This is a genomic window from Variovorax sp. S12S4 (assembly GCF_023195515.1).
Classification (GTDB): Bacteria; Pseudomonadota; Gammaproteobacteria; order Burkholderiales; family Burkholderiaceae_C; genus Variovorax.
Window position 1 is genome coordinate 1,291,554 of the sequence record NZ_JALPKR020000002.1, and the last position, 18,051, is coordinate 1,309,604.

23 protein-coding genes and 1 pseudogene are annotated in these 18,051 nt (G+C 63.2%); 2 read left to right on the forward strand and 22 right to left on the reverse strand.

All coding sequences use genetic code 11. From position 1 onward, the window contains the following. The first annotated feature begins 111 nt into the window (after positions 1-111). Positions 112-825 (forward strand): cytochrome b/b6 domain-containing protein, encoded by a 714-nt coding sequence (locus tag M0765_RS06630; RefSeq protein ID WP_258502693.1) that lies wholly within the window; start codon positions 112-114, stop codon positions 823-825. Then, complete coding sequence (locus tag M0765_RS06635; RefSeq protein WP_258502695.1) at positions 822-1,409, forward strand: GNAT family N-acetyltransferase; 588 nt, start codon at positions 822-824, stop codon at positions 1,407-1,409. Before M0765_RS06630 ends, M0765_RS06635 begins: the two co-directional genes overlap by 4 nt. A 4-nt stretch (positions 1,410-1,413) precedes the next feature. Here M0765_RS06635 and M0765_RS06640 read toward each other — a convergent pair whose 3' ends face one another. The 22 genes and pseudogenes from M0765_RS06640 to M0765_RS06745 form a co-directional block, all read right to left on the reverse strand. Further along, positions 1,414-1,920, reverse strand: a complete 507-nt coding sequence (locus M0765_RS06640) for a peroxiredoxin (RefSeq protein ID WP_258502697.1) — start codon at positions 1,918-1,920, stop codon at positions 1,414-1,416. Between the two features lie 95 nt (positions 1,921-2,015). Then, positions 2,016-2,285 carry a 30S ribosomal protein S17 gene (rpsQ, locus tag M0765_RS06645; protein ID WP_015867662.1) on the reverse strand — a complete coding sequence of 90 codons (270 nt, stop codon included), beginning with the start codon at positions 2,283-2,285 and terminating at the stop codon, positions 2,016-2,018. A 9-nt stretch (positions 2,286-2,294) separates the two neighbouring features. After that, complete coding sequence (gene rpmC, locus M0765_RS06650; protein ID WP_026284221.1) at positions 2,295-2,504, reverse strand: 50S ribosomal protein L29; 210 nt, start codon at positions 2,502-2,504, stop codon at positions 2,295-2,297. Positions 2,505-2,559: 55 nt separating this feature from the next. Further along, positions 2,560-2,975: pseudogene (rplP, locus tag M0765_RS06655) on the reverse strand (50S ribosomal protein L16). Between the two features lie 28 nt (positions 2,976-3,003). Then, positions 3,004-3,930 carry a 30S ribosomal protein S3 gene (gene rpsC / locus M0765_RS06660; protein WP_093017295.1) on the reverse strand — a complete coding sequence of 309 codons (927 nt, stop codon included), beginning with the start codon at positions 3,928-3,930 and terminating at the stop codon, positions 3,004-3,006. Between the two features lie 17 nt (positions 3,931-3,947). Beyond that, positions 3,948-4,280: a 50S ribosomal protein L22 gene (gene rplV / locus M0765_RS06665; protein WP_007838134.1), complete on the reverse strand. Its 333-nt coding sequence runs from the start codon at positions 4,278-4,280 to the stop codon at positions 3,948-3,950. Positions 4,281-4,289: 9 nt separating this feature from the next. Further along, complete coding sequence (gene rpsS, locus M0765_RS06670) at positions 4,290-4,568, reverse strand: 30S ribosomal protein S19 (RefSeq protein WP_007838132.1); 279 nt, start codon at positions 4,566-4,568, stop codon at positions 4,290-4,292. 10 nt (positions 4,569-4,578) lie between these two features. Beyond that, a complete protein-coding gene (rplB, locus tag M0765_RS06675; protein ID WP_015867666.1) occupies positions 4,579-5,403 on the reverse strand; it encodes a 50S ribosomal protein L2 in 825 nt (274 codons plus the stop codon). Between the two features lie 2 nt (positions 5,404-5,405). Next, the gene (gene rplW, locus M0765_RS06680; RefSeq protein ID WP_007838129.1) at positions 5,406-5,741 is read right to left on the reverse strand and encodes a 50S ribosomal protein L23; all 336 of its coding nucleotides are present in this window, start codon (positions 5,739-5,741) and stop codon (positions 5,406-5,408) included. After that, a complete protein-coding gene (gene rplD, locus M0765_RS06685) occupies positions 5,738-6,358 on the reverse strand; it encodes a 50S ribosomal protein L4 (protein ID WP_028259871.1) in 621 nt (206 codons plus the stop codon). The genes rplW and rplD overlap by 4 nt, the downstream gene beginning before the upstream one ends. Continuing rightward, positions 6,358-7,038, reverse strand: coding sequence for a 50S ribosomal protein L3 (gene rplC / locus M0765_RS06690; RefSeq protein WP_157616207.1), 681 nt, complete (start codon positions 7,036-7,038; stop codon positions 6,358-6,360). Before rplC ends, rplD begins: the two co-directional genes overlap by 1 nt. Positions 7,039-7,281: 243 nt before the next feature. Beyond that, on the reverse strand, positions 7,282-7,494 hold the full coding sequence (locus M0765_RS06695) for a hypothetical protein (RefSeq protein WP_258502705.1): 213 nt from the start codon (positions 7,492-7,494) through the stop codon (positions 7,282-7,284). A gap of 331 nt (positions 7,495-7,825) precedes the next feature. After that, a complete protein-coding gene (locus M0765_RS06700; RefSeq protein WP_258502706.1) occupies positions 7,826-9,427 on the reverse strand; it encodes a hypothetical protein in 1,602 nt (533 codons plus the stop codon). A 152-nt stretch (positions 9,428-9,579) separates the two neighbouring features. After that, positions 9,580-9,894: a 30S ribosomal protein S10 gene (gene rpsJ, locus M0765_RS06705; RefSeq protein ID WP_007838118.1), complete on the reverse strand. Its 315-nt coding sequence runs from the start codon at positions 9,892-9,894 to the stop codon at positions 9,580-9,582. A gap of 21 nt (positions 9,895-9,915) precedes the next feature. Continuing rightward, the gene (gene tuf / locus M0765_RS06710) at positions 9,916-11,109 is read right to left on the reverse strand and encodes an elongation factor Tu (protein WP_187112602.1); all 1,194 of its coding nucleotides are present in this window, start codon (positions 11,107-11,109) and stop codon (positions 9,916-9,918) included. Between the two features lie 141 nt (positions 11,110-11,250). Beyond that, complete coding sequence (gene fusA / locus M0765_RS06715) at positions 11,251-13,350, reverse strand: elongation factor G (RefSeq protein ID WP_258502710.1); 2,100 nt, start codon at positions 13,348-13,350, stop codon at positions 11,251-11,253. Between the two features lie 96 nt (positions 13,351-13,446). Continuing rightward, positions 13,447-13,920, reverse strand: coding sequence for a 30S ribosomal protein S7 (gene rpsG, locus M0765_RS06720; RefSeq protein WP_013543947.1), 474 nt, complete (start codon positions 13,918-13,920; stop codon positions 13,447-13,449). A 153-nt stretch (positions 13,921-14,073) separates the two neighbouring features. Further along, positions 14,074-14,451 carry a 30S ribosomal protein S12 gene (gene rpsL, locus M0765_RS06725; protein ID WP_013543948.1) on the reverse strand — a complete coding sequence of 126 codons (378 nt, stop codon included), beginning with the start codon at positions 14,449-14,451 and terminating at the stop codon, positions 14,074-14,076. Positions 14,452-14,633: 182 nt separating this feature from the next. Next, complete coding sequence (locus M0765_RS06730; protein ID WP_258502714.1) at positions 14,634-15,803, reverse strand: D-alanyl-D-alanine carboxypeptidase family protein; 1,170 nt, start codon at positions 15,801-15,803, stop codon at positions 14,634-14,636. A gap of 38 nt (positions 15,804-15,841) precedes the next feature. Further along, complete coding sequence (locus M0765_RS06735) at positions 15,842-16,474, reverse strand: alpha/beta hydrolase (RefSeq protein WP_258502716.1); 633 nt, start codon at positions 16,472-16,474, stop codon at positions 15,842-15,844. Between the two features lie 72 nt (positions 16,475-16,546). After that, positions 16,547-16,900 carry a (2Fe-2S) ferredoxin domain-containing protein gene (locus M0765_RS06740; protein ID WP_258502717.1) on the reverse strand — a complete coding sequence of 118 codons (354 nt, stop codon included), beginning with the start codon at positions 16,898-16,900 and terminating at the stop codon, positions 16,547-16,549. Between the two features lie 31 nt (positions 16,901-16,931). Then, positions 16,932-18,047 (reverse strand): VanZ family protein, encoded by a 1,116-nt coding sequence (locus M0765_RS06745; protein WP_258508153.1) that lies wholly within the window; start codon positions 18,045-18,047, stop codon positions 16,932-16,934. Positions 18,048-18,051 lie beyond the last annotated feature (4 nt).

Genomic DNA, 18,051 nt, shown 5'->3' on the forward strand with positions numbered 1-18,051 from the left:
CCGAGTGTAGGGGCAGGCCTTGCGGCCTGCATAGCAACAACCCGATGCATGCGGCGGCCCAGACTTTGCTAATCTGCGCCTTCCGCAGTTTTTGCGCACTTTTCCTCTTCGATGACCGACTCCTCCGTGGCCGCCATGCGTGCCGCAGCGCCCGACACCCCTGTGCGGGCGCGCATCTGGGATCTGCCGACGCGTGTTTTTCACTGGGTGTTGAGCGTTGCAGTCATCGGCCTGATCGCTACCGGGCTGGGCGGCGTCATGGAGTGGCACTTCCGCCTTGGCTACGCGGTGCTTGCCCTGCTGCTGTTTCGCTTGCTGTGGGGCTTCGTGGGCGGACGCTGGTCGCGTTTTGCCTCGTTTTTCTACGGGCCCGGCTCCGTCGTCGCCTATCTGCGCGGGCGGGCTGATCCGGACCACGTGATCGGCCACACGCCGCTTGGCGCCCTGTCGGTATTTGCCGTTCTCGCAGTGCTGGCCCTTCAGGTTGCCACCGGGCTGGTGGCGGACGATGAGATTTCCGCGGCGGGCCCGCTCACGCGCTTTGTGTCAGGCGAGGTGGTAAGCCTTGCAACCGGCTGGCACAAGGGGCAGGGGAAAACGATCGTGATCGCGCTGGTCAGCCTCCATGTGCTGGCGGTGCTGTTCTATGTGCTGGTCAAGCGGCATCGACTGGTGCGGCCCATGGTTTCGGGCGACAAGCTGATCAGGCCGGCCGGCAGCCAGGTCGCGCCCAGCCGGGACGACGCCGCCTCCCGCGGACTCGCGCTGGTTCTGTTCGCGGTGTGCGCGGGCGTGGCGTATTGGGTTGCGTCGCTGCGCGTATGAGCTTTTCGGTTTCACGCCCTCTGCCGCTGGCCGACACGCCGGCCGTCGTGCTCCTCGCGCCCGACGAAGCCCATGAGCTCGATGCGGCACGCGCGATCTTTCGCGACTACGCGGCGTCGCTGGGCATCGACCTGTGCTTCCAGAATTTCGAAGAAGAAGTTGCCACGCTTCCGGGCGACTACGCGGAGCCGCGCGGTGCCCTGCTGCTGGCCCTGGTCGACGCGGCCCACATCAAGGAAGCGGCGGGACAACAGGCGCCCACCCTGATGCGTCCCAACGGAACGCTGGCGCACGTGGCCGGCTGCTGTGCCCTGCGCCCGCTCGACAATGCCGACTACGCAAATGCCGCCGAAATGAAGCGCCTGTTCGTGCGACCCGGCTTTCGGGGACTGGGTGTCGGCCGCCAGTTGGCCGAAGCCATCCTCGATGCGGCACGCGGCGCGGGTTATGCCTGCGTGCTGCTCGACACTTTGGACGACATGGAATCGGCCCGGGCGCTCTATGAAGATCTGGGCTTCGAGGAAGTGCCGCCCTACTATCACAACCCGATTGCGGGCGCGCACTACCTCAAGGTCGATCTCTAGCTACTCAGCCGCGAGCTTGCGCCAGCAGCGTCTCGGCGTTGCTGACCTCGAACTTGCCCGGTGCTTCGACATTGAGCGTGGCCACTTTGCCGTCTTTCACAAGCATCGAATAACGGTTGCTGCGCAGGCCCATGCCGCGGGCGGTCAGGTCGAGCGTGAGGCCGATCGCCTTGGCGAAATCGGCGCTGCCGTCGGCCAGCATGCGCACCTTGGTGCCGGTCTTCTGGTCGCGCGCCCAGGCGCCCATCACGAATGCGTCGTTCACGCTCACGCACCAGATCTCGTCCACGCCGGCGGCCTTGAAGTCGTCGAAGTGCTGCACATAGCCCGGCACGTGCTTGGCCGAGCAGGTGGGCGTGAAGGCGCCCGGCAGCGCGAACAGCGCAATGGTCTTGCCAGCCGTGGCCTTGCTCACGTCCACCGGGTTCGGGCCGATGCTGCAGCCTTCGCCCTCGACCTCGGAATATTCCTGCAGGGTTGCCGAAGGAAGGGTGTCGCCGACTTTGATCATCTAGATGCTCCTGAAAAAGAAAAACGGCCCACATTGTGGGCCGTTTCGAGTTGGGTTGCCTTTTGCGAGGCTTCCCGATGCAGTTCAACCAGCGATCAGACCAGCACGGCCTTTTCGACCAGACGGGTCACGACCCAGTTCTTGGTCTTCGAGATCGGACGGCTTTCCGTGATCTCGATGGTGTCGCCCAGCTTGTACTCGCCCTTTTCGTCATGGGCGTGGTACTTGCTCGTCTTGGCCACGATCTTGCCGTAGAGCTCGTGCTTCACACGGCGCTCGACCAGCACGGTCACGGTCTTGGCACGCTTGTCGCTGACCACCTTGCCGATCAAGGTGCGCTTGAGGGATTTTTTAGCTTCCGTCATGTTCACTCCTTACTTGGCGGCTTGGGTTTCTTGCTGCTTCTGAGCAAGAATGGTCTTGGCGCGCGCGATGTCGCGGCGCGTCACGCGCAGCGTCGAGGTGTTCGACAGCTGTTGCGTGGCTTTCTGCATGCGCAGACCGAAATGGGCCTTCTGCAGGTCCTTGATTTCAGCTTGCAGGCCTGCGACGTCCTTCGTGCGCAGCGTTGCAGCCTTGGTCACCTTGGCCGGAGCCGCGGTTTCTTTTTTCTTACGTGTTGCCATGGATGTTCTCCTCTCAGGCGCCGAGCTGGCGAGCGACGAACGTCGTACGCAGCGGAAGCTTGGCGGCGGCCAGGCGGAACGCTTCGCGGGCGAGTTCTTCGGGCACGCCGACGATCTCGAACACGATCTTGCCAGGCTGGATTTCAGCGACGTAGTACTCGGGGTTGCCCTTACCGTTACCCATCCGCACTTCGGCGGGCTTGGTAGAGATCGGCTTGTCCGGGAACACGCGGATCCAGATACGGCCACCGCGCTTCACGTGACGCGAAATCGCGCGACGAGCGGCTTCGATCTGGCGCGCCGTGAGGCGGCCGCGGTCGGTGCATTTGAGACCGAAGTCACCGAACGCAACCGAGTTACCCGTGGTTGCGATGCCGGTGTTGCGGCCCTTTGTTCCTTGCGGAACTTTCTGCGTGCAGGTTGCAGCATTTTTAATACTCCGTAGTTCTAAGACCGATCACTCGGTCTTGGCACCGTCAGCTGCTGCAGCTGGCGCGGCTTTGCGGACGCGCTTAACGGCGGGTTTCGAGTCTGCACCCGGAGCAGCGGGAGCTGCGCCAGTAGCTTCTGCGGGCTTGTCGCTGCCGTCGGCCGGTGCGGTGTTGCCACCGATCGGGCCACGGGCACCGGCGCGAGGGCCGGGACCACGACGATCGCCACCCGGACGGTCGCCACCAGGGCGGCCATCGCGGCGCGGACCACGCGGGCGACGCTCTTCGTCGGGACGCGGCGTTTCGACGGCCGGCAGGTCGTTACGACCCAGCGTGTCGCCCTTGTAGACCCAGACCTTGACGCCGATGACGCCGTAGGTGGTCTTGGCTTCCGAGGTGCCGTAGTCGATGTCGGCGCGCAGCGTGTGGAGGGGCACGCGACCTTCGCGATACCACTCGGTACGAGCGATTTCGATACCGTTCAGGCGGCCAGCCGACATGATCTTGATGCCTTGGGCACCCAGACGCATGGCGTTTTGCATGGCGCGCTTCATGGCGCGGCGGAACATGATCCGCTTTTCGAGCTGCTGCGTGATGCTGTCGGCGATCAGCTGGGCATCGATTTCGGGCTTGCGCACTTCTTCGATGTTCACTGCCACCGGCACGCCGAGCTGCTTGCCCAGTTCGCGCTTGAGGTTCTCGATGTCTTCGCCCTTCTTGCCGATCACGACGCCCGGACGAGCCGAGTAGATCGTGATGCGTGCGTTCTTGGCGGGACGCTCGATCATGACGCGCGACACCGAAGCGTTCTTCAGCTTCTTCTTCAGGTATTCGCGGACCTTGATGTCTTCGGCCAGCATGCCCGCGAAATCGCGGTCGCTTGCGTACCAGCGGCTGGACCAGTTACGGGTAACCGCAAGGCGGAAGCCGGTCGGATGGATTTTCTGTCCCATATTTCTTCCAGGCGTTCTTAGTTGCCAACCGTCACGTACACATGGCACGTGGGCTTGCTGATGCGGTTACCGCGACCCTTGGCTCGCGCGGTGAAGCGCTTGAGCGTTGCGCCCTGTTCGACGTAGATGGTCTTGACCTTCAGTTCGTCGATATCGGCGCCATCGTTGTGCTCGGCGTTGGCAATTGCCGACTCGAGCACCTTCTTGATGATCACAGCGGCTTTTTTCTGCGTGAATTGCAGAACGTTGAGCGCTTGATCAACCTTCTTGCCGCGGATCAGGTCAGCGACCAGACGGCCCTTGTCGACCGAGAGGCGGACACCGCGGAGGACTGCACGTGTTTCAGACATGGTCGTTCCTTACTTCTTCTGGACTTTCTTGTCCGCGGGGTGCCCCTTGAACGTGCGCGTGAGCGCAAATTCGCCGAGCTTGTGGCCGACCATTTGATCGGTAATGTAGACAGGCACGTGCTGCTTGCCGTTGTGCACGGCAATGGTCAGGCCGATGAACTCGGGCAGAACCATCGAGCGGCGCGACCAGGTCTTGATCGGCTTCTTGTCCTTCGTCGTCACTGCCTTGTCGGCCTTGGCCACGAGGTGATGGTCAACAAACGGACCCTTTTTGAGAGAGCGAGTCATTTGCTATCCCTTACTTCTTGCGGCGCGACACGATGAAGACCTGCGTGCGCTTGTTGTTACGGGTACGGTAGCCCTTGGTCAGGTTGCCCCATGGGTCGACAGGATGGCGGCCTTCGCCGGTCTTGCCTTCGCCACCACCGTGCGGGTGGTCGACCGGGTTCATCACCACGCCGCGAACGGTCGGACGAATACCCATGTGACGCTTCACACCGGCCTTGCCGAGTTGGCGCAGGCTGTGCTCTTCGTTTGCGACTTCACCGATGGTGGCGCGGCATTCGATGTGGATGCGGCGCACCTCACCCGAACGCATGCGGACCTGGGCGTAGACGCCTTCGCGAGCCAGCAGCGTGGCCGACGTACCGGCCGAGCGCGCGATCTGCGCACCCTTGCCGGGTTGCAGTTCGATGCAGTGGATCGTCGAGCCGACCGGAATGTTGCGGATCGGCAGCGTGTTGCCTGCGCGGATCGGGGCTTCCGAACCGCTCAGCAGCGTTGCACCGGCTTCAAGACCGCGCGGGGCGATGATGTAGCGGCGCTCGCCGTCGGCGTAGCAGACCAGGGCAATGTGGGCGGTGCGGTTCGGGTCGTACTCGATGCGTTCGACCTTGGCCGGAATGCCGTCCTTGTTGCGCACGAAGTCGACAACGCGGTAGTGGTGCTTGGCACCGCCGCCACGATGACGGATCGTGATGTGGCCGTTGTTGTTGCGGCCGGCCTTCTGGAACTGGGGCTCCAGCAGAGGCGCATGAGGAGCACCCTTGAACAGGTGGTCCCGCGAAATCTTCACCGCGCCGCGTTGGCCCGGCGAAGTGGGTTTCATCTTGATGACGGCCATGATTAAGCGCCTTCCCCGACGAGGTTGAGCTCTTGACCGGGCTTCAGGGTCACATAGGCCTTGCGAACGTTGTCGCGGCGGCCGATGGACTTGCCAAAGCGCTTGGTCTTGCCCTTGGTGTTGAGCACCGACACGCCCTGGACTTCGACCTTGAACATCAGTTCGACAGCGGCCTTGATCTCGGGCTTGGTGGCGTCTTGCAGCACCTTGAAAGTGACAGCGTTCGATTTCTCGCCGACCATCGTGGCCTTTTCGGACACGATCGGGGCGACCAGCACCGCCATCAGGCGGCCTTCTTCGAACGTACGTTCAGCGGCGGTAGGGTTCACGCGGCTCATGCGAACATCTCCTTGAGCTTGTCGACGGCACCCTTGGTGACCAGCACCTTCTTGTAGTGAACGAGCGACACCGGATCGGCGTAGCGGGGTTCGACCACGAGAACGTTCACCAGATTGCGCGAGGCAAGGTACAGGTTTTCGTCGACTTCTTCGGCGATCACGAGCACGGACTCGAGATTCATTGCCTTGAAACGGGCTGCCAGCGGCTTTGTCTTGGGCGAATCCACGGTCAGCGAATCCACCACGGCCAGACGGCCTTCGCGAGCGAGCTGCGAGAAGATGGCGGCCATGCCGGCGCGGTACATCTTCTTGTTGATCTTCTGCGAGAAGTTTTCGTCAGGCATGTTCGGGAAAATCCGGCCACCCCCGCGCCACAGCGGCGAGGACGTCATACCGGCACGGGCGCGGCCCGTTCCCTTTTGCTTGAAAGGCTTCTTGGTCGAGTGCTTGACCTGCTCGCGGTCCTTCTGGGCGCGCGTGCCTTGGCGGGCGTTGGCCTGGAATGCAACGACGATCTGGTGAACCAGGTCTTCGTTGTAGTCACGGCCGAACACGGTCTCGGGGGCATCGTACTTCGACGCGGCCTGGCCTTGTTCGTTCAGGAGTTCGAGTTGCATTACTTCGCTCCTTCAGCCGCTTGCGGCTTGGCCTTGATGGCGGGACGCACGGTGACGAAGCCACCCTTTGCGCCCGGGATCGCGCCCTTGATGAGCAGCAGTTGACGCGCTTCGTCGATGCGGAACACATCGAGGTTCTGCGTCGTCTTGGTGACGTCGCCGAGGTGGCCCGTCATGCGCTTGCCGGGGAACACGCGACCGGGGTCTTGTGCCATGCCGATCGAGCCGGGAACGTTGTGCGAACGGCTGTTACCGTGCGACGCGCGTTGCGAGCTCATGTTGTGGCGCTTGATGGTACCGGCGTAGCCCTTACCGATCGAGGTGCCTTGCACGTCGACCTTCTGGCCCACGGAGAACACGCTGCTCGCGGCGATGACGCCACCAGCCTTGTGCTGACCCGCGGTATCGGCGGTCACGCGGAATTCGCGGATGATTTCACCAGCTTCGACACCCGCCTTCGCGAGGTGGCCGGCTTGGGGCTTGGTCACGCGCGAAGCCTTGCGCGAACCGAACGTCACTTGCAGCGCGACGTAGCCGTCGGTCTCTTGCGACTTGATCTGGGTCACACGGTTGTTGGACACATCCACCACCGTGACAGGAACTGCGTCCCCGTCATCGGTGAAGAGACGCATCATCCCCACCTTGCGGCCCAGCAACCCGAGGGAGTTGCTCAGACTCATTTGTTTTCTCCAAAAATGGATCCTCTTCCGCCGCTGTCACTTCAATTGGCAACAGCGTTTAGCCGATCGCCCGAAGGCTTCCCGGCTTGCGGAAGAAGGTTGATAAATCTCCGCACTCACGGCATCCATACGGACGCAACAAGGGCAGAGCCAGCGATTATAGCCCGCGATGCGGGCGCTGTGCAAGCAGCGTTGCACGGCGGTCCAATGGGGCTTTTTGCCCCGGTTCAGGCCGCTTTTTGCTTATTTGACAGGCATCGTGATGATGCTGTCGCCGTCCGACGTGGATTTCATTTCACCGGTGGACTTGAGAGCTGGCGCCACCGTGCCGGTCTGGACGGGGATCGAGACGGCGCTCGACGCGCCGTCCTGCGTGATGAACACATTGAGGTAGGCCAGGCCCTCGGCCTCGCTCACCACGGCGATCGTGGCCGTGGACCGCTTGCCCGCAGGCAACGCGAGCGTGCTGCTCCCCGAAGAGTGAGACCGCGGTCGGCAACCAGGCGGACCGCGGCGCCGTCGGCCGCAGTCACACCGTCGAAGTTAAGAACGACGGGGGTAGCGCGGCCCAGTTGCGGCGTGGCCTCCAGGCGGTATTGGAGCTTGACGCCGGAACTGCCGGGCTTCTGTGGCGCCGAGGTCATGGGGGCATGGCGATGCGCCCCTGGGTGCTTGGCATTGCGCGCCGCACGCTCGCCGTCTGCCGCGGCAGGCGTCGACAACGCCGCCAGAGCGAGGCATGCCGCTGCCATCACGGGGATCGAACGAGAGTTCATAGCGGCCTTTCTTACTGCTGAATGGAAACGTCAAAGCACGGATCGCCAGTGCCGAGGTTCGTCACGGCCAAAACGTGCTCGCCGGCCGTGAGGCCGGCCGTATTGCCGGTTCGGGCGACCAGTCCGCCCCTGAAGATGTCGAAATCCGGGATGGATCCGGGCGGACCGTTCACGAGGATCTGATAGCTGCCGCTGGCAGGCGCCGTAAAACGGACATAGGAGTAGTTGCCCAGCTTGTTGTTGTCCTCCGTACCGGCATCATCGGAAACGCACGCCTGGGTTACGCCGCCGCCCACGACGGCACTCCGGTACATCGGAATCGTGACCGGAATTCCGCCGTTGTTCGTTTCGGCGGTACCGAATGGGTCGCTGGGCGCTGCGCTGATGCCCTGCCCGGTGAGCAGGGCAGCCAGTGCTGCAGCGCTGCCCGGAGCAACTGTATTGAAGGCGGCGGCGAACGGATGAATCGAGGTGACCGCAACGCTGCCCCTGAACTGAACGCTGGTCAACGCGTCATGTATGGGCTTGAAGCCGACCTGCTGGTTGAGATTCCAGAAAATCGACTGGATTGATGGCTCGCGGTACCAGCCCGGCGTGGTCGCGGCGCCTGCACCCAGATCGATGTTGGTCCTGAACTGTGTCGACGACTGCTGCGCTCCGCCGGAGTCGACGTAGTTTCGCCGCTCGAGCGCGATGCCCGACCACGCATTGCCCCACCCTTCGGAGAAGGCCAGCCTGCGATCGAGCTGCTGACTCTGCGAATGGGAGCCGCCCATCGAATCATCGCGGCTGAACGCCGATTGGTAGTAGTGGCCCCATTCATGCGCGATCACCGAATGGTCGTATTCATCGGTGTCGACATCTTCTTTACCCAGCACATAGATTTCACGGCCGCTGGTTCTGCTGATGAAGGAGGTGGTACCTATGCGCCCTGTTGCGGGATCAAGAACGCCAATCGAGGGCGCATTGTTGGCGCTCCAGAACACGCGCAATGCCGGAAAAGCCGCCGCAGGCGCGACCGACACCACCTTCTGCATCGAGGTGTAGACGGTGTCCAGGATGGCAAAAGGCGCCGCCACCCGGTCTTCGGTGTAGCTCGAACCGCCCCAGCCCGAGGGCGCATGAAGGTCGCGCACCAGCGCCACGCTGCCCGATGAAAATGTCGGGCTCTGCATGGAATACAGCGCATTGGACCGGGTGTTGTCCCGTACCGTCACGTCCCAGCTCGGGCCCGGGCCGCTGCGTGACAACTGCGCCTTGACGCGCACCGCAACCGCCGTGTTCGCGGGAACAGACACGGAATAGTTACCGTTGTCGTCGGTGGTTGCCGTGGCCAGTTGCGCGGAAGTATCCCCGTTGAGCACTTCCACCACGGCGCCGCGCACGGGCCTCGGTGCGGAGCTGGCATAAACCAGGGTGCCGTTCGGGTTCGGCACGGATTCATAAGTGGCCTTGCCGCTCAGCGTGACCGAGCCCGCCGACGGGGGACTGATAGGCAAGAACGGAATCCCGCCGCCCCCTCCACCGCCTCCGCCACCACCGCAGCCGACCAGCAACGCTGCCGCTGCGATACATGCCATCACACCCGACGCCAAAGAGTTGCCGTGTCTCATGCTGTACTGCCTTCGTCTCAGATCGGCCGACGTGTCGGCCGAGGAAGGCCGCCGCCTTGGCGAGGATGCCACATCTGCGCGACAAAAAACAAAGCCCGACTGCATTTCTGCAGCCGGGCTTTGTCACAAGATGCGGCACGGGGCCGCATTGCTTATTGCAGCTTGATTTCGACGTCCACGCCGGCCGGCAGGTCGAGCTTCATCAGCGCGTCCACGGTCTTGTCGGTGGGGTCGACGATGTCCATCAGGCGCTGGTGCGTGCGGATCTCGAGCTGGTCGCGCGACGTCTTGTTGACGTGCGGCGAACGCAGGATGTCGAAACGCTTCATGCGGGTCGGCAGGGGCACGGGACCCTTGACGATCGCGCCGGTGCGCTTGGCGGTATCGACGATTTCGGCTGCCGACTGGTCGATCAGCTTGTAATCGAATGCCTTCAGGCGGATGCGGATTTTTTGCTTGGTAGCCATGGTGATTCCTTTGCGTCCGGCTTAGATGTCGAGGATCTTTGCCACGACGCCCGAACCCACGGTGCGGCCGCCTTCACGGATGGCGAAGCGCAGGCCTTCTTCCATCGCGATCGGGTTGATCAGCTTCACGGTGATGCTGACGTTGTCGCCAGGCATGACCATTTCCTTGTCCGCGGGCAGCTCGATCGCGCCGGTCACGTCCGTCGTGCGGAAGTAGAACTGCGGACGGTAGTTGTTGAAGAACGGCGTGTGACGGCCACCTTCGTCCTTGGACAGCACATACACCTCGGCGGTGAAGTGCACGTGCGGCTTGATGGAGCCGGGCTTGCACAGCACTTGGCCGCGTTCGACTTCTTCACGCTTGGTGCCGCGCAGCAGCACGCCGACGTTGTCGCCAGCCTGGCCTTGGTCGAGCAGCTTGCGGAACATTTCCACGCCGGTGCAGGTGGTCTTGACGGTCGGGCGGATGCCGACGATCTCGATTTCCTCGCCGACCTTGATGACGCCGCGCTCGACGGCGCCGGTCACGACGGTGCCGCGGCCGGAGATCGAGAACACGTCTTCGACGGGCATCAGGAAGGTGCCGTCCACGGCGCGCTCGGGCGTCGGGATGTAGGTGTCGAGGGCTTCGGCCAGCTTCATGATGGCTTCTTCACCGAGCTTGCCCTTGTCGCCTTCCAGGGCGAGCTTGGCCGAGCCGTGGATGATGGGGGTGTCGTCGCCAGGGAACTCGTACTTGTCCAGGAGCTCGCGCACTTCCATTTCGACCAGCTCGAGCAGTTCGGCGTCGTCGACCATGTCGCACTTGTTCAGGAACACGATGATGTAGCCCACACCCACCTGGCGCGCCAGCAGGATGTGCTCGCGGGTCTGGGGCATGGGGCCGTCGGCGGCCGAGCACACGAGAATGGCGCCGTCCATCTGGGCGGCACCGGTGATCATGTTCTTGACGTAGTCGGCGTGGCCGGGGCAGTCGACGTGTGCGTAGTGGCGGTTGGCCGTTTCGTACTCGACGTGGGCGGTGTTGATGGTGATGCCGCGGGCCTTTTCTTCGGGCGCCGCGTCGATCTGGTCGTAGGCCTTGGCTTCGCCGCCGAACTTGGCCGACAGCACCGTCGCAATGGCCGCCGTCAGTGTGGTCTTGCCGTGGTCAACGTGACCGATCGTGCCCACGTTCACGTGCGGCTTGGTGCGGGTGAATTTACCTTTTGCCATTTTTCAATCCTTGAAAGAGCATTCCCGTGTATTGGTTTTATGTCTGCATCCGATTGCTGGTTCGCCCCGCACGGGAACAGGGCGGCACCGGATCGCAGACAAGTTGGGCGGCGCCGTGCGCCACCCGACGTTCTTGAAAACTTACTTAGCGCGAGCAGCCACGATGGCTTCGGCAACGTTGCGCGGAGCTTCAGCGTAGTGCTTGAACTCCATCGTGTACGTGGCGCGGCCTTGCGACATCGAGCGCAGCGTGGTCGAGTAGCCGAACATTTCCGACAGCGGCACTTCGGCCTTGATGGCCTTGCCGCCACCAACCATGTCGTCCATGCCCTGCACCATGCCGCGGCGTGAGGACAGGTCGCCCATCACGTTGCCGGCGTAGTCTTCGGGCGTTTCGACTTCCACGGCCATCATCGGCTCGAGGATGACCGGGTTGGCCTTGCGGGCGCCTTCCTTGAAACCGAAGATCGCGGCCATCTTGAACGCCATTTCGTTCGAGTCCACGTCGTGGTACGAACCGAAGTGCAGCGTGACCTTGACGTCCACGACGGGGTAGCCCGCCAGCACGCCTTGCGTCAGCGCTTCCACAACGCCCTTTTCCACCGCGGGAATGTATTCGCGAGGAACCACACCGCCCTTGATGGCGTCGACGAATTCGAAGCCCTTGCCGGCTTCCTGCGGCTCGAGCTTGAGCACGACGTGGCCGTACTGGCCCTTGCCGCCCGACTGGCGAACGAACTTGCCTTCGGCTTCTTCGACGGTCTTGCGGATGGTTTCGCGGTAGGCCACTTGCGGCTTGCCCACGTTGGCTTCCACGCCGAACTCGCGCTTCATGCGGTCCACGATGATTTCGAGGTGGAGCTCGCCCATGCCGGCAATGATGGTCTGGCCCGATTCTTCGTCGGTCTTGACGCGGAACGACGGGTCTTCCTGAGCGAGACGCTGCAGCGCGATGCCCATCTTTTCCTGGTCGGCCTTGGTCTTGGGCTCGACGGCCTGCGAGATCACCGACTCAGGGAACACCATGCGCTCGAGCGTCACGATGGCTGCCGGGTCGCACAGGGTTTCGCCCGTGGTGACTTCCTTCAGGCCCACGCATGCGGCGATGTCGCCGGCGCGGATTTCGTTGACTTCTTCGCGGTTGTTCGCGTGCATCTGCACGATACGGCCAATACGCTCTTTCTTGCCGCGCACCGGGTTGTAGACGCTGTCGCCCTTGGTCAGCACGCCCGAATAGACGCGCACGAAGGTCAACTGGCCCACGAACGGGTCGGTCATCAGCTTGAATGCGAGCGCCGAGAACTTCTCGTTGTCGTCAGCCTTGCGGGTCACGGGCGCTTCGTCTTCGTCCAGGCCTGCAACCGGCGGGATGTCCAGCGGCGACGGCATGTATTCGACGACGGCGTCGAGCATGGCCTGCACGCCCTTGTTCTTGAAGGCAGAGCCGCACAGCATCGGCTGGATTTCGCCGGCGATGGTGCGCTGGCGCAGGGCCTTCTTGATTTCTTCCTCGGTCAGCTCGTTGCCTTCGAGGTACTTGTTCATCAGCTCTTCGCTGGCTTCAGCAGCGGCTTCGACGAGCTTTTCGCGGTATTCGTTGCAGACGTCGATCAGGTTCGCGGGGATTTCACCGTAGGTGAAGGTCACGCCCTTGTCTTCGTCCCAGATGATGGCCTTCATCTTCACGAGGTCGACGATGCCCTGGAAGTGCTCTTCGGCACCGATCGGGATCTGGATCACGACGGGGTTGGCCTTCAGGCGGTCGACCATCATCTGGCGCACGCGCAGGAAGTCGGCACCGGTGCGGTCCATCTTGTTGACGAACGCGAGGCGCGGAACCTTGTACTTGTTGGCTTGGCGCCAGACGGTTTCCGACTGGGGCTGCACGCCGCCAACGGCGTCATACACCATCACGGCACCGTCCAGCACGCGCATCGAGCGCTCGACTTCAATGGTGAAGTCCACGTGGCCGGGGGTATCGATGATGTTGATGCGGTGTTCGTCGAACTTGCCGGCCATGCCCTTCCAGAAGCAGGTGGTGGCAGCCGAGGTGATCGTGATGCCACGCTCTTGCTCTTGCTCCATCCAGTCCATCGTGGCGGCGCCATCGTGCACTTCACCGATCTTGTGGTTCACACCGGTGTAGAACAGGATGCGCTCGGTCGTCGTGGTCTTGCCGGCGTCGATGTGCGCGGAGATGCCGATGTTGCGGTAGCGCTCGATGGGGGTCTTGCGGGACATGATTTACTTTCGGGTTAAATGCGTTGAGCGCTGGGCCTTGAGCACGGGCGACGTCGCCCGACACTCAATACCCAACGCCCAAGCGAAGTTTGATTTTTAGAAGCGGAAGTGGCTGAAAGCGCGGTTGGCTTCTGCCATGCGGTGCACTTCGTCGCGCTTCTTCATGGCGCCGCCACGGCCTTCCGTGGCTTCCATCAGCTCGTTGGCCAAACGCAGGGCCATCGACTTTTCGCCGCGCTTGCGAGCAGCTTCCTTGATCCAGCGCATCGAGAGCGCCAGACGGCGCACCGGACGCACTTCGACCGGCACCTGGTAGTTGGCACCGCCCACGCGGCGCGACTTGACTTCGACCATCGGCTTCACGTTGTTGATGGCAACGGTGAAAGCTTCGAGCGGGTCCTTGTCGGGGTTCTTCTTTTCGATGAAGTCGAGCGCGCCATAAATGATGCGCTCGGCGATCGCCTTCTTGCCGCCTTCCATGATCACGTTCATGAATTTCGACAGCTCGACATTGCCGTACTTGGGATCCGGCAGGATTTCACGTTTGGGGACTTCGCGACGACGTGGCATGTTACTAACCTCTTTGCTTCAGTTGGCACCGTTTCCGGCACCGCGAGAGCCATTCCGGACTCTCACTTACTCGACCCGACAGTGGGTCACTTCGTTCGATGTGCCCGCCAAGGCAACCGAACACCGTTTGTTTGTTTCTTACGACAGGAAGGCTTAAGCCTTCTTGGGACGCTTCGCGCCGTACTTGGAGCGCGACTGCTTGCGGTCTTTCACGCCTTGCAAGTCGAGCGAACCGCGCACGATGTGGTAGCGAACACCGGGCAAGTCCTTGACACGACCGCCGCGAACCAGCACGACGCTGTGTTCCTGCAGGTTGTGGCCTTCGCCGCCGATGTAGGAAATGACTTCGAAGCCATTGGTCAGACGGACCTTGGCAACTTTACGAAGCGCCGAGTTGGGCTTCTTTGGCGTCGTGGTGTAGACGCGGGTGCAGACACCGCGGCGTTGCGGCGAGTTCTGCATGGCAGGGCTCTTCGAATTGATCTTTTCGACCGTTCGACCCTGACGCACCAGTTGATTGATGGTTGGCATGAATGAATTAGTCCCAAAACAACCCGGCTTTTGGCTATGAAGCCGCCCTTGCCTTGACGTGACGCAAGGCAAGGAAGCCGGGAATAACGAAAACGTGAAACCCTTCGGAAAATTCCGAAAAGCCCACGAGTATAGCAGTCGCCTCCGTTACGGGCAAATGAAGCACGCGGAGGCGCGCGAAATCACTTGATCCAGAGCCGCACGGCGTCCCAGGCGCGGCCGAAGACGCCCGCCTGCTCGACACCTTCCAGCGCCACCAGAGGAACGTCGGCCAGGGGCTGGTCGTCCAGGGTCACCTTGAGCGACCCCACGGGCTGGAACTTGGTGAACGGCGCCACCAGCGGTTCGGGGCGCGCCACCTGGGTCTTGATCTTGCTGGCGGTACCGGCCGGTACCGCTACCACGATGGCTTCGGGGCGGCCGAGCTTGAGGGTGTTGGCCTTGCCCTTCCAGACCGCCGGCGTGGCGGCCGGCTGGCCGGCGTCGAACAGGCGAACGGCGTCGTACGCCGTGTAGCCCCAGTTCAGCAGTTTCTGCGACTCGTTGGCGCGCACGGTCTCGCCCGAGGTGCCCAGCACGATCGACAGCAGGCGGCGGCCGCCGGTCAGGTTGGGGAAATCGCGCTTGGCGGTGGCAATCATGCAGTAGCCGGCCGCGTCCGTATGGCCGGTCTTGAGGCCGTCCACCGTCGGGTCGCGAAACAGCAACAGGTTGCGGTTGGTGTCGTTGGTGGAGGGCGTGCCCGGATAACGGTACTTCTTGATGGCGTAGTACTTGGCTTCTTCAGGGAAGTCGCGCACCAGGCGCGTTGCCAGGATGCTCAGGTCGCGGGCCGTGGTGGTGTGGCCGGGCGCGGTCAGGCCTTCAGGGTTCTTGTAGGTCGTGTTCTTCATGCCCAGCGCCTTGGCTTGCGCGTTCATGAGCTCGACGAAGTGCTCCACGGTGCCGCCCACGCCTTCGGCCAGCGCCACGGTGGCATCGTTGCCCGACTGCACGATCAGCCCCTTGATCAGGTCTTCGACCGGCACCTGCATCTTGGGATCGATGAACATGCGCGAGCCGGGCATCTTCCAGGCACGCTGGCTGACCGGAAAAGTCTGGTTCAGCGTGATCTTCTTGGCGCGCAGCGCGTCGAACACGATGTACGCCGACATCAGCTTGGTGAGTGAGGCGGGCTCGACGGGGCTGTCGATGTCTTTCTGCGCCAGGATCTGGTTGGCTGTGACGTCGAGCAGCAAGTAGCTGCGCGCGGCAATTTCGGGCGGTGCCGGCACCTGGGCGGCGGCAATCGTGCAAACCGATGCGGCGGCGGCGAGCACCAGCGCGCGAAATGCGTCAAGAAAACGATTCATGGGAAAAATTGGAGAAAACGAAACAAGCCCGCAGGGCTTCATGCGGCGCCCGCGCGCAGATGGCGGACGACCAAGCTTTTGAGCAGCGGCAATTGTCCGTGAAAGAAATGGCCGCCCCCGGGGACAACCGTGACAGGAAGTGACTGCGGCCGTGCCCAGTCCATGACAGCCGCGAGCGGCACCGTGTCATCGGCCTCGCCGTGAACCACCAATGTGCGCTCGTGCGCCTCGGCCGGCAGCGTCGCGACCGAGAACCGGGAAGCTGCCGTTCCCACCAGAACGAGTTGCCGCACGTCGCGCGAAGCCCAGAGCTTTTCGGCCGCGCAGCTTGCAACGAAAGCGCCGAACGAAAACCCGGCAATCGCCAACGGCCCCTCGGCGGCCAACTGGCTCACCACATCGAGCATGTCCTCGCACTCGCCGCGCCCCTCGTCGTGTGCGCCTTCGCTCGCGCCCACGCCTCGGAAGTTGAAGCGCACCGCCGTCCAGCCGCAGGCGACGAAAGCACGCGCCAGCGTCTGCACCACCTTGTTGTCCATGGTGCCGCCGAACAGCGGATGGGGATGGGCGATGACCGCAATGCCGCGCGGAGCGTCGGCCGGCAGATCGCGCTGGACCTCGATGACGCCGGCGGCGCCTTGGAGACGGATCTTTTCGGTCTGGGAGTTCATGGTGCAAGGTTCAGGACTGCGCGGCTGCGGCGCGCTGGGCGCACGGTACGAGCGCGGAATTTCCGAAAAAGTTCAGCGGCCCACATCGGGAGGCAGCAAGAGCCGCTCGACGACTTCGCCATTCTTCAGATGCGACTCGACGATTTCGTCGATGTCATCGGCATCGACAAAGGTGTACCAGACCGCTTCCGGGTACACCACCGCCACCGGCCCGCCGGCGCAACGGTCAAGGCAACCCGCCTTGTTGACCCGCACCTTGCCCGGCCCGGCCAGCCCCGCTTCCTTGACCTTGGCCTTGCAGCGGTCGAAGCCCTGCTGGGCGTTGTGCAGGGCGCAGCTGTCTTCCCCGTTCTTGCGCTCATTCAGGCAAAAGAAGATGTGGCGGCCGTAGTAGCCGCGCGGCGCGGCGGATGTGGGACTGGGCATCGGTAGATTTTAGTGACGCCCGCCGGCGGCTTCAGGTTGCCGCCTTGCTTCGCCGCGACAGCGCGGCCACCACATAGGCAAGCACCGCAAAAGGCCAGAGCCAACCCAGCCACTGCGCCAGGCCGTGAAAGCGGATGAAGCGCCCCTGCTCCCAGGTGGCCAGCGTCTGCGCGAAATACGCGCTCTCGGGCGCCTGGTTCAGCAAGCTCAACTGAATGACGAGCCCCACCAGCAGCAAGGCCGCGCACAGCCGGCGCGGCGCGCCCAGCAACAGCACGCCTGCAACAAGAGCCGTTGCAATGCCCACCTGCACTGGCAGGCCCAGCCAGGCCCAGGCGTGCTCGGGCCCATAGCTCAGCGCCGCCGAAAGCGCCGAAGCGCCAATGCCCGCCAGCAGCGTGAGCGGCAGCAGCACGGCGCGCCGTGCGACGGTACGCGTTACCAGGAAAGCCAGCAGGCATGGCACCAGTGCGCCGAGCATCACGCACAGCAGTTCGGCCGCTGGCACCAGCGGCTCGAGTTCGAATTGGCGCAGCGGCATCCAGTCGATGAAAGGCGTGTCGAGCAGCCACTCGGAGATTGCGACCTCCAGCCGCTCGAACACCTGCCCCAACCCGAACGTCACCGCCGCCGGAAACAGCAGCGCAAACGGCCACAGTGCCAGCAGTACCAGTGCGCCGCGCGCATCGTCGACGAACCACTGCGAGCGCGTACGGCTCCAGTGCGCCACAGCACCCAGGCGCTCGAGCCCCGCGGCCAGCATGGCGCCCAGAAGAGCGCCGGAGGTGTTCAGGCCCAGATCCACATTGGAAGGAATGCGCGCCGGAAGATAGCTTTGCAGCGTCTCCATGGCAAAGGCCAGCGCCGCGCCGGCCGCGGTGGCGCGCAGCATGGCGCGCCAGCCGCTGGCGTCCTGCCGCGTACGCAGCACGGCCAGCGCACACAGGAAGCCGAACGGGACGTAGCCGGCGACATTGACCGCGAAATCGAAACCCGTCCAGTACTTGGGCCACGACGCCGAAAGGTACGCCCAGGGCGCGATGCCCTGGTCGCGCCAGTCGGCAAACGGATACAGGCTGGCATAGACGATCAGCGCCGCATAGGCGAGCGCAAGAGGCAGCGCGGCGGACTTGTGCTGCTTCTCCACCGTG

Excerpts from the sequence above, each read along its gene's own strand:
- M0765_RS06630 (WP_258502693.1), top strand. The coding sequence starts at position 112 with ATGACCGACTCCTCCGTGGCCGCCATGCGTGCCGCAGCGCCCGACACC.
- M0765_RS06635 (WP_258502695.1), top strand. The coding sequence starts at position 822 with ATGAGCTTTTCGGTTTCACGCCCTCTGCCGCTGGCCGACACGCCGGCC.
- M0765_RS06640 (WP_258502697.1), bottom strand. The coding sequence starts at position 1,920 with ATGATCAAAGTCGGCGACACCCTTCCTTCGGCAACCCTGCAGGAATAT.
- rpsQ (WP_015867662.1), bottom strand. The coding sequence starts at position 2,285 with ATGACGGAAGCTAAAAAATCCCTCAAGCGCACCTTGATCGGCAAGGTG.
- rpsC (WP_093017295.1), bottom strand. The coding sequence starts at position 3,930 with ATGGGACAGAAAATCCATCCGACCGGCTTCCGCCTTGCGGTTACCCGT.
- rplV (WP_007838134.1), bottom strand. The coding sequence starts at position 4,280 with ATGTCTGAAACACGTGCAGTCCTCCGCGGTGTCCGCCTCTCGGTCGAC.
- rpsS (WP_007838132.1), bottom strand. The coding sequence starts at position 4,568 with ATGACTCGCTCTCTCAAAAAGGGTCCGTTTGTTGACCATCACCTCGTG.
- rplB (WP_015867666.1), bottom strand. The coding sequence starts at position 5,403 with ATGGCCGTCATCAAGATGAAACCCACTTCGCCGGGCCAACGCGGCGCG.
- rplW (WP_007838129.1), bottom strand. The coding sequence starts at position 5,741 with ATGAGCCGCGTGAACCCTACCGCCGCTGAACGTACGTTCGAAGAAGGC.
- rplD (WP_028259871.1), bottom strand. The coding sequence starts at position 6,358 with ATGCAACTCGAACTCCTGAACGAACAAGGCCAGGCCGCGTCGAAGTAC.
- rplC (WP_157616207.1), bottom strand. The coding sequence starts at position 7,038 with ATGAGTCTGAGCAACTCCCTCGGGTTGCTGGGCCGCAAGGTGGGGATG.
- M0765_RS06700 (WP_258502706.1), bottom strand. The coding sequence starts at position 9,427 with ATGAGACACGGCAACTCTTTGGCGTCGGGTGTGATGGCATGTATCGCA.
- rpsJ (WP_007838118.1), bottom strand. The coding sequence starts at position 9,894 with ATGGCTACCAAGCAAAAAATCCGCATCCGCCTGAAGGCATTCGATTAC.
- tuf (WP_187112602.1), bottom strand. The coding sequence starts at position 11,109 with ATGGCAAAAGGTAAATTCACCCGCACCAAGCCGCACGTGAACGTGGGC.
- fusA (WP_258502710.1), bottom strand. The coding sequence starts at position 13,350 with ATGTCCCGCAAGACCCCCATCGAGCGCTACCGCAACATCGGCATCTCC.
- rpsG (WP_013543947.1), bottom strand. The coding sequence starts at position 13,920 with ATGCCACGTCGTCGCGAAGTCCCCAAACGTGAAATCCTGCCGGATCCC.
- rpsL (WP_013543948.1), bottom strand. The coding sequence starts at position 14,451 with ATGCCAACCATCAATCAACTGGTGCGTCAGGGTCGAACGGTCGAAAAG.
- M0765_RS06730 (WP_258502714.1), bottom strand. The coding sequence starts at position 15,803 with ATGAATCGTTTTCTTGACGCATTTCGCGCGCTGGTGCTCGCCGCCGCC.
- M0765_RS06735 (WP_258502716.1), bottom strand. The coding sequence starts at position 16,474 with ATGAACTCCCAGACCGAAAAGATCCGTCTCCAAGGCGCCGCCGGCGTC.
- M0765_RS06740 (WP_258502717.1), bottom strand. The coding sequence starts at position 16,900 with ATGCCCAGTCCCACATCCGCCGCGCCGCGCGGCTACTACGGCCGCCAC.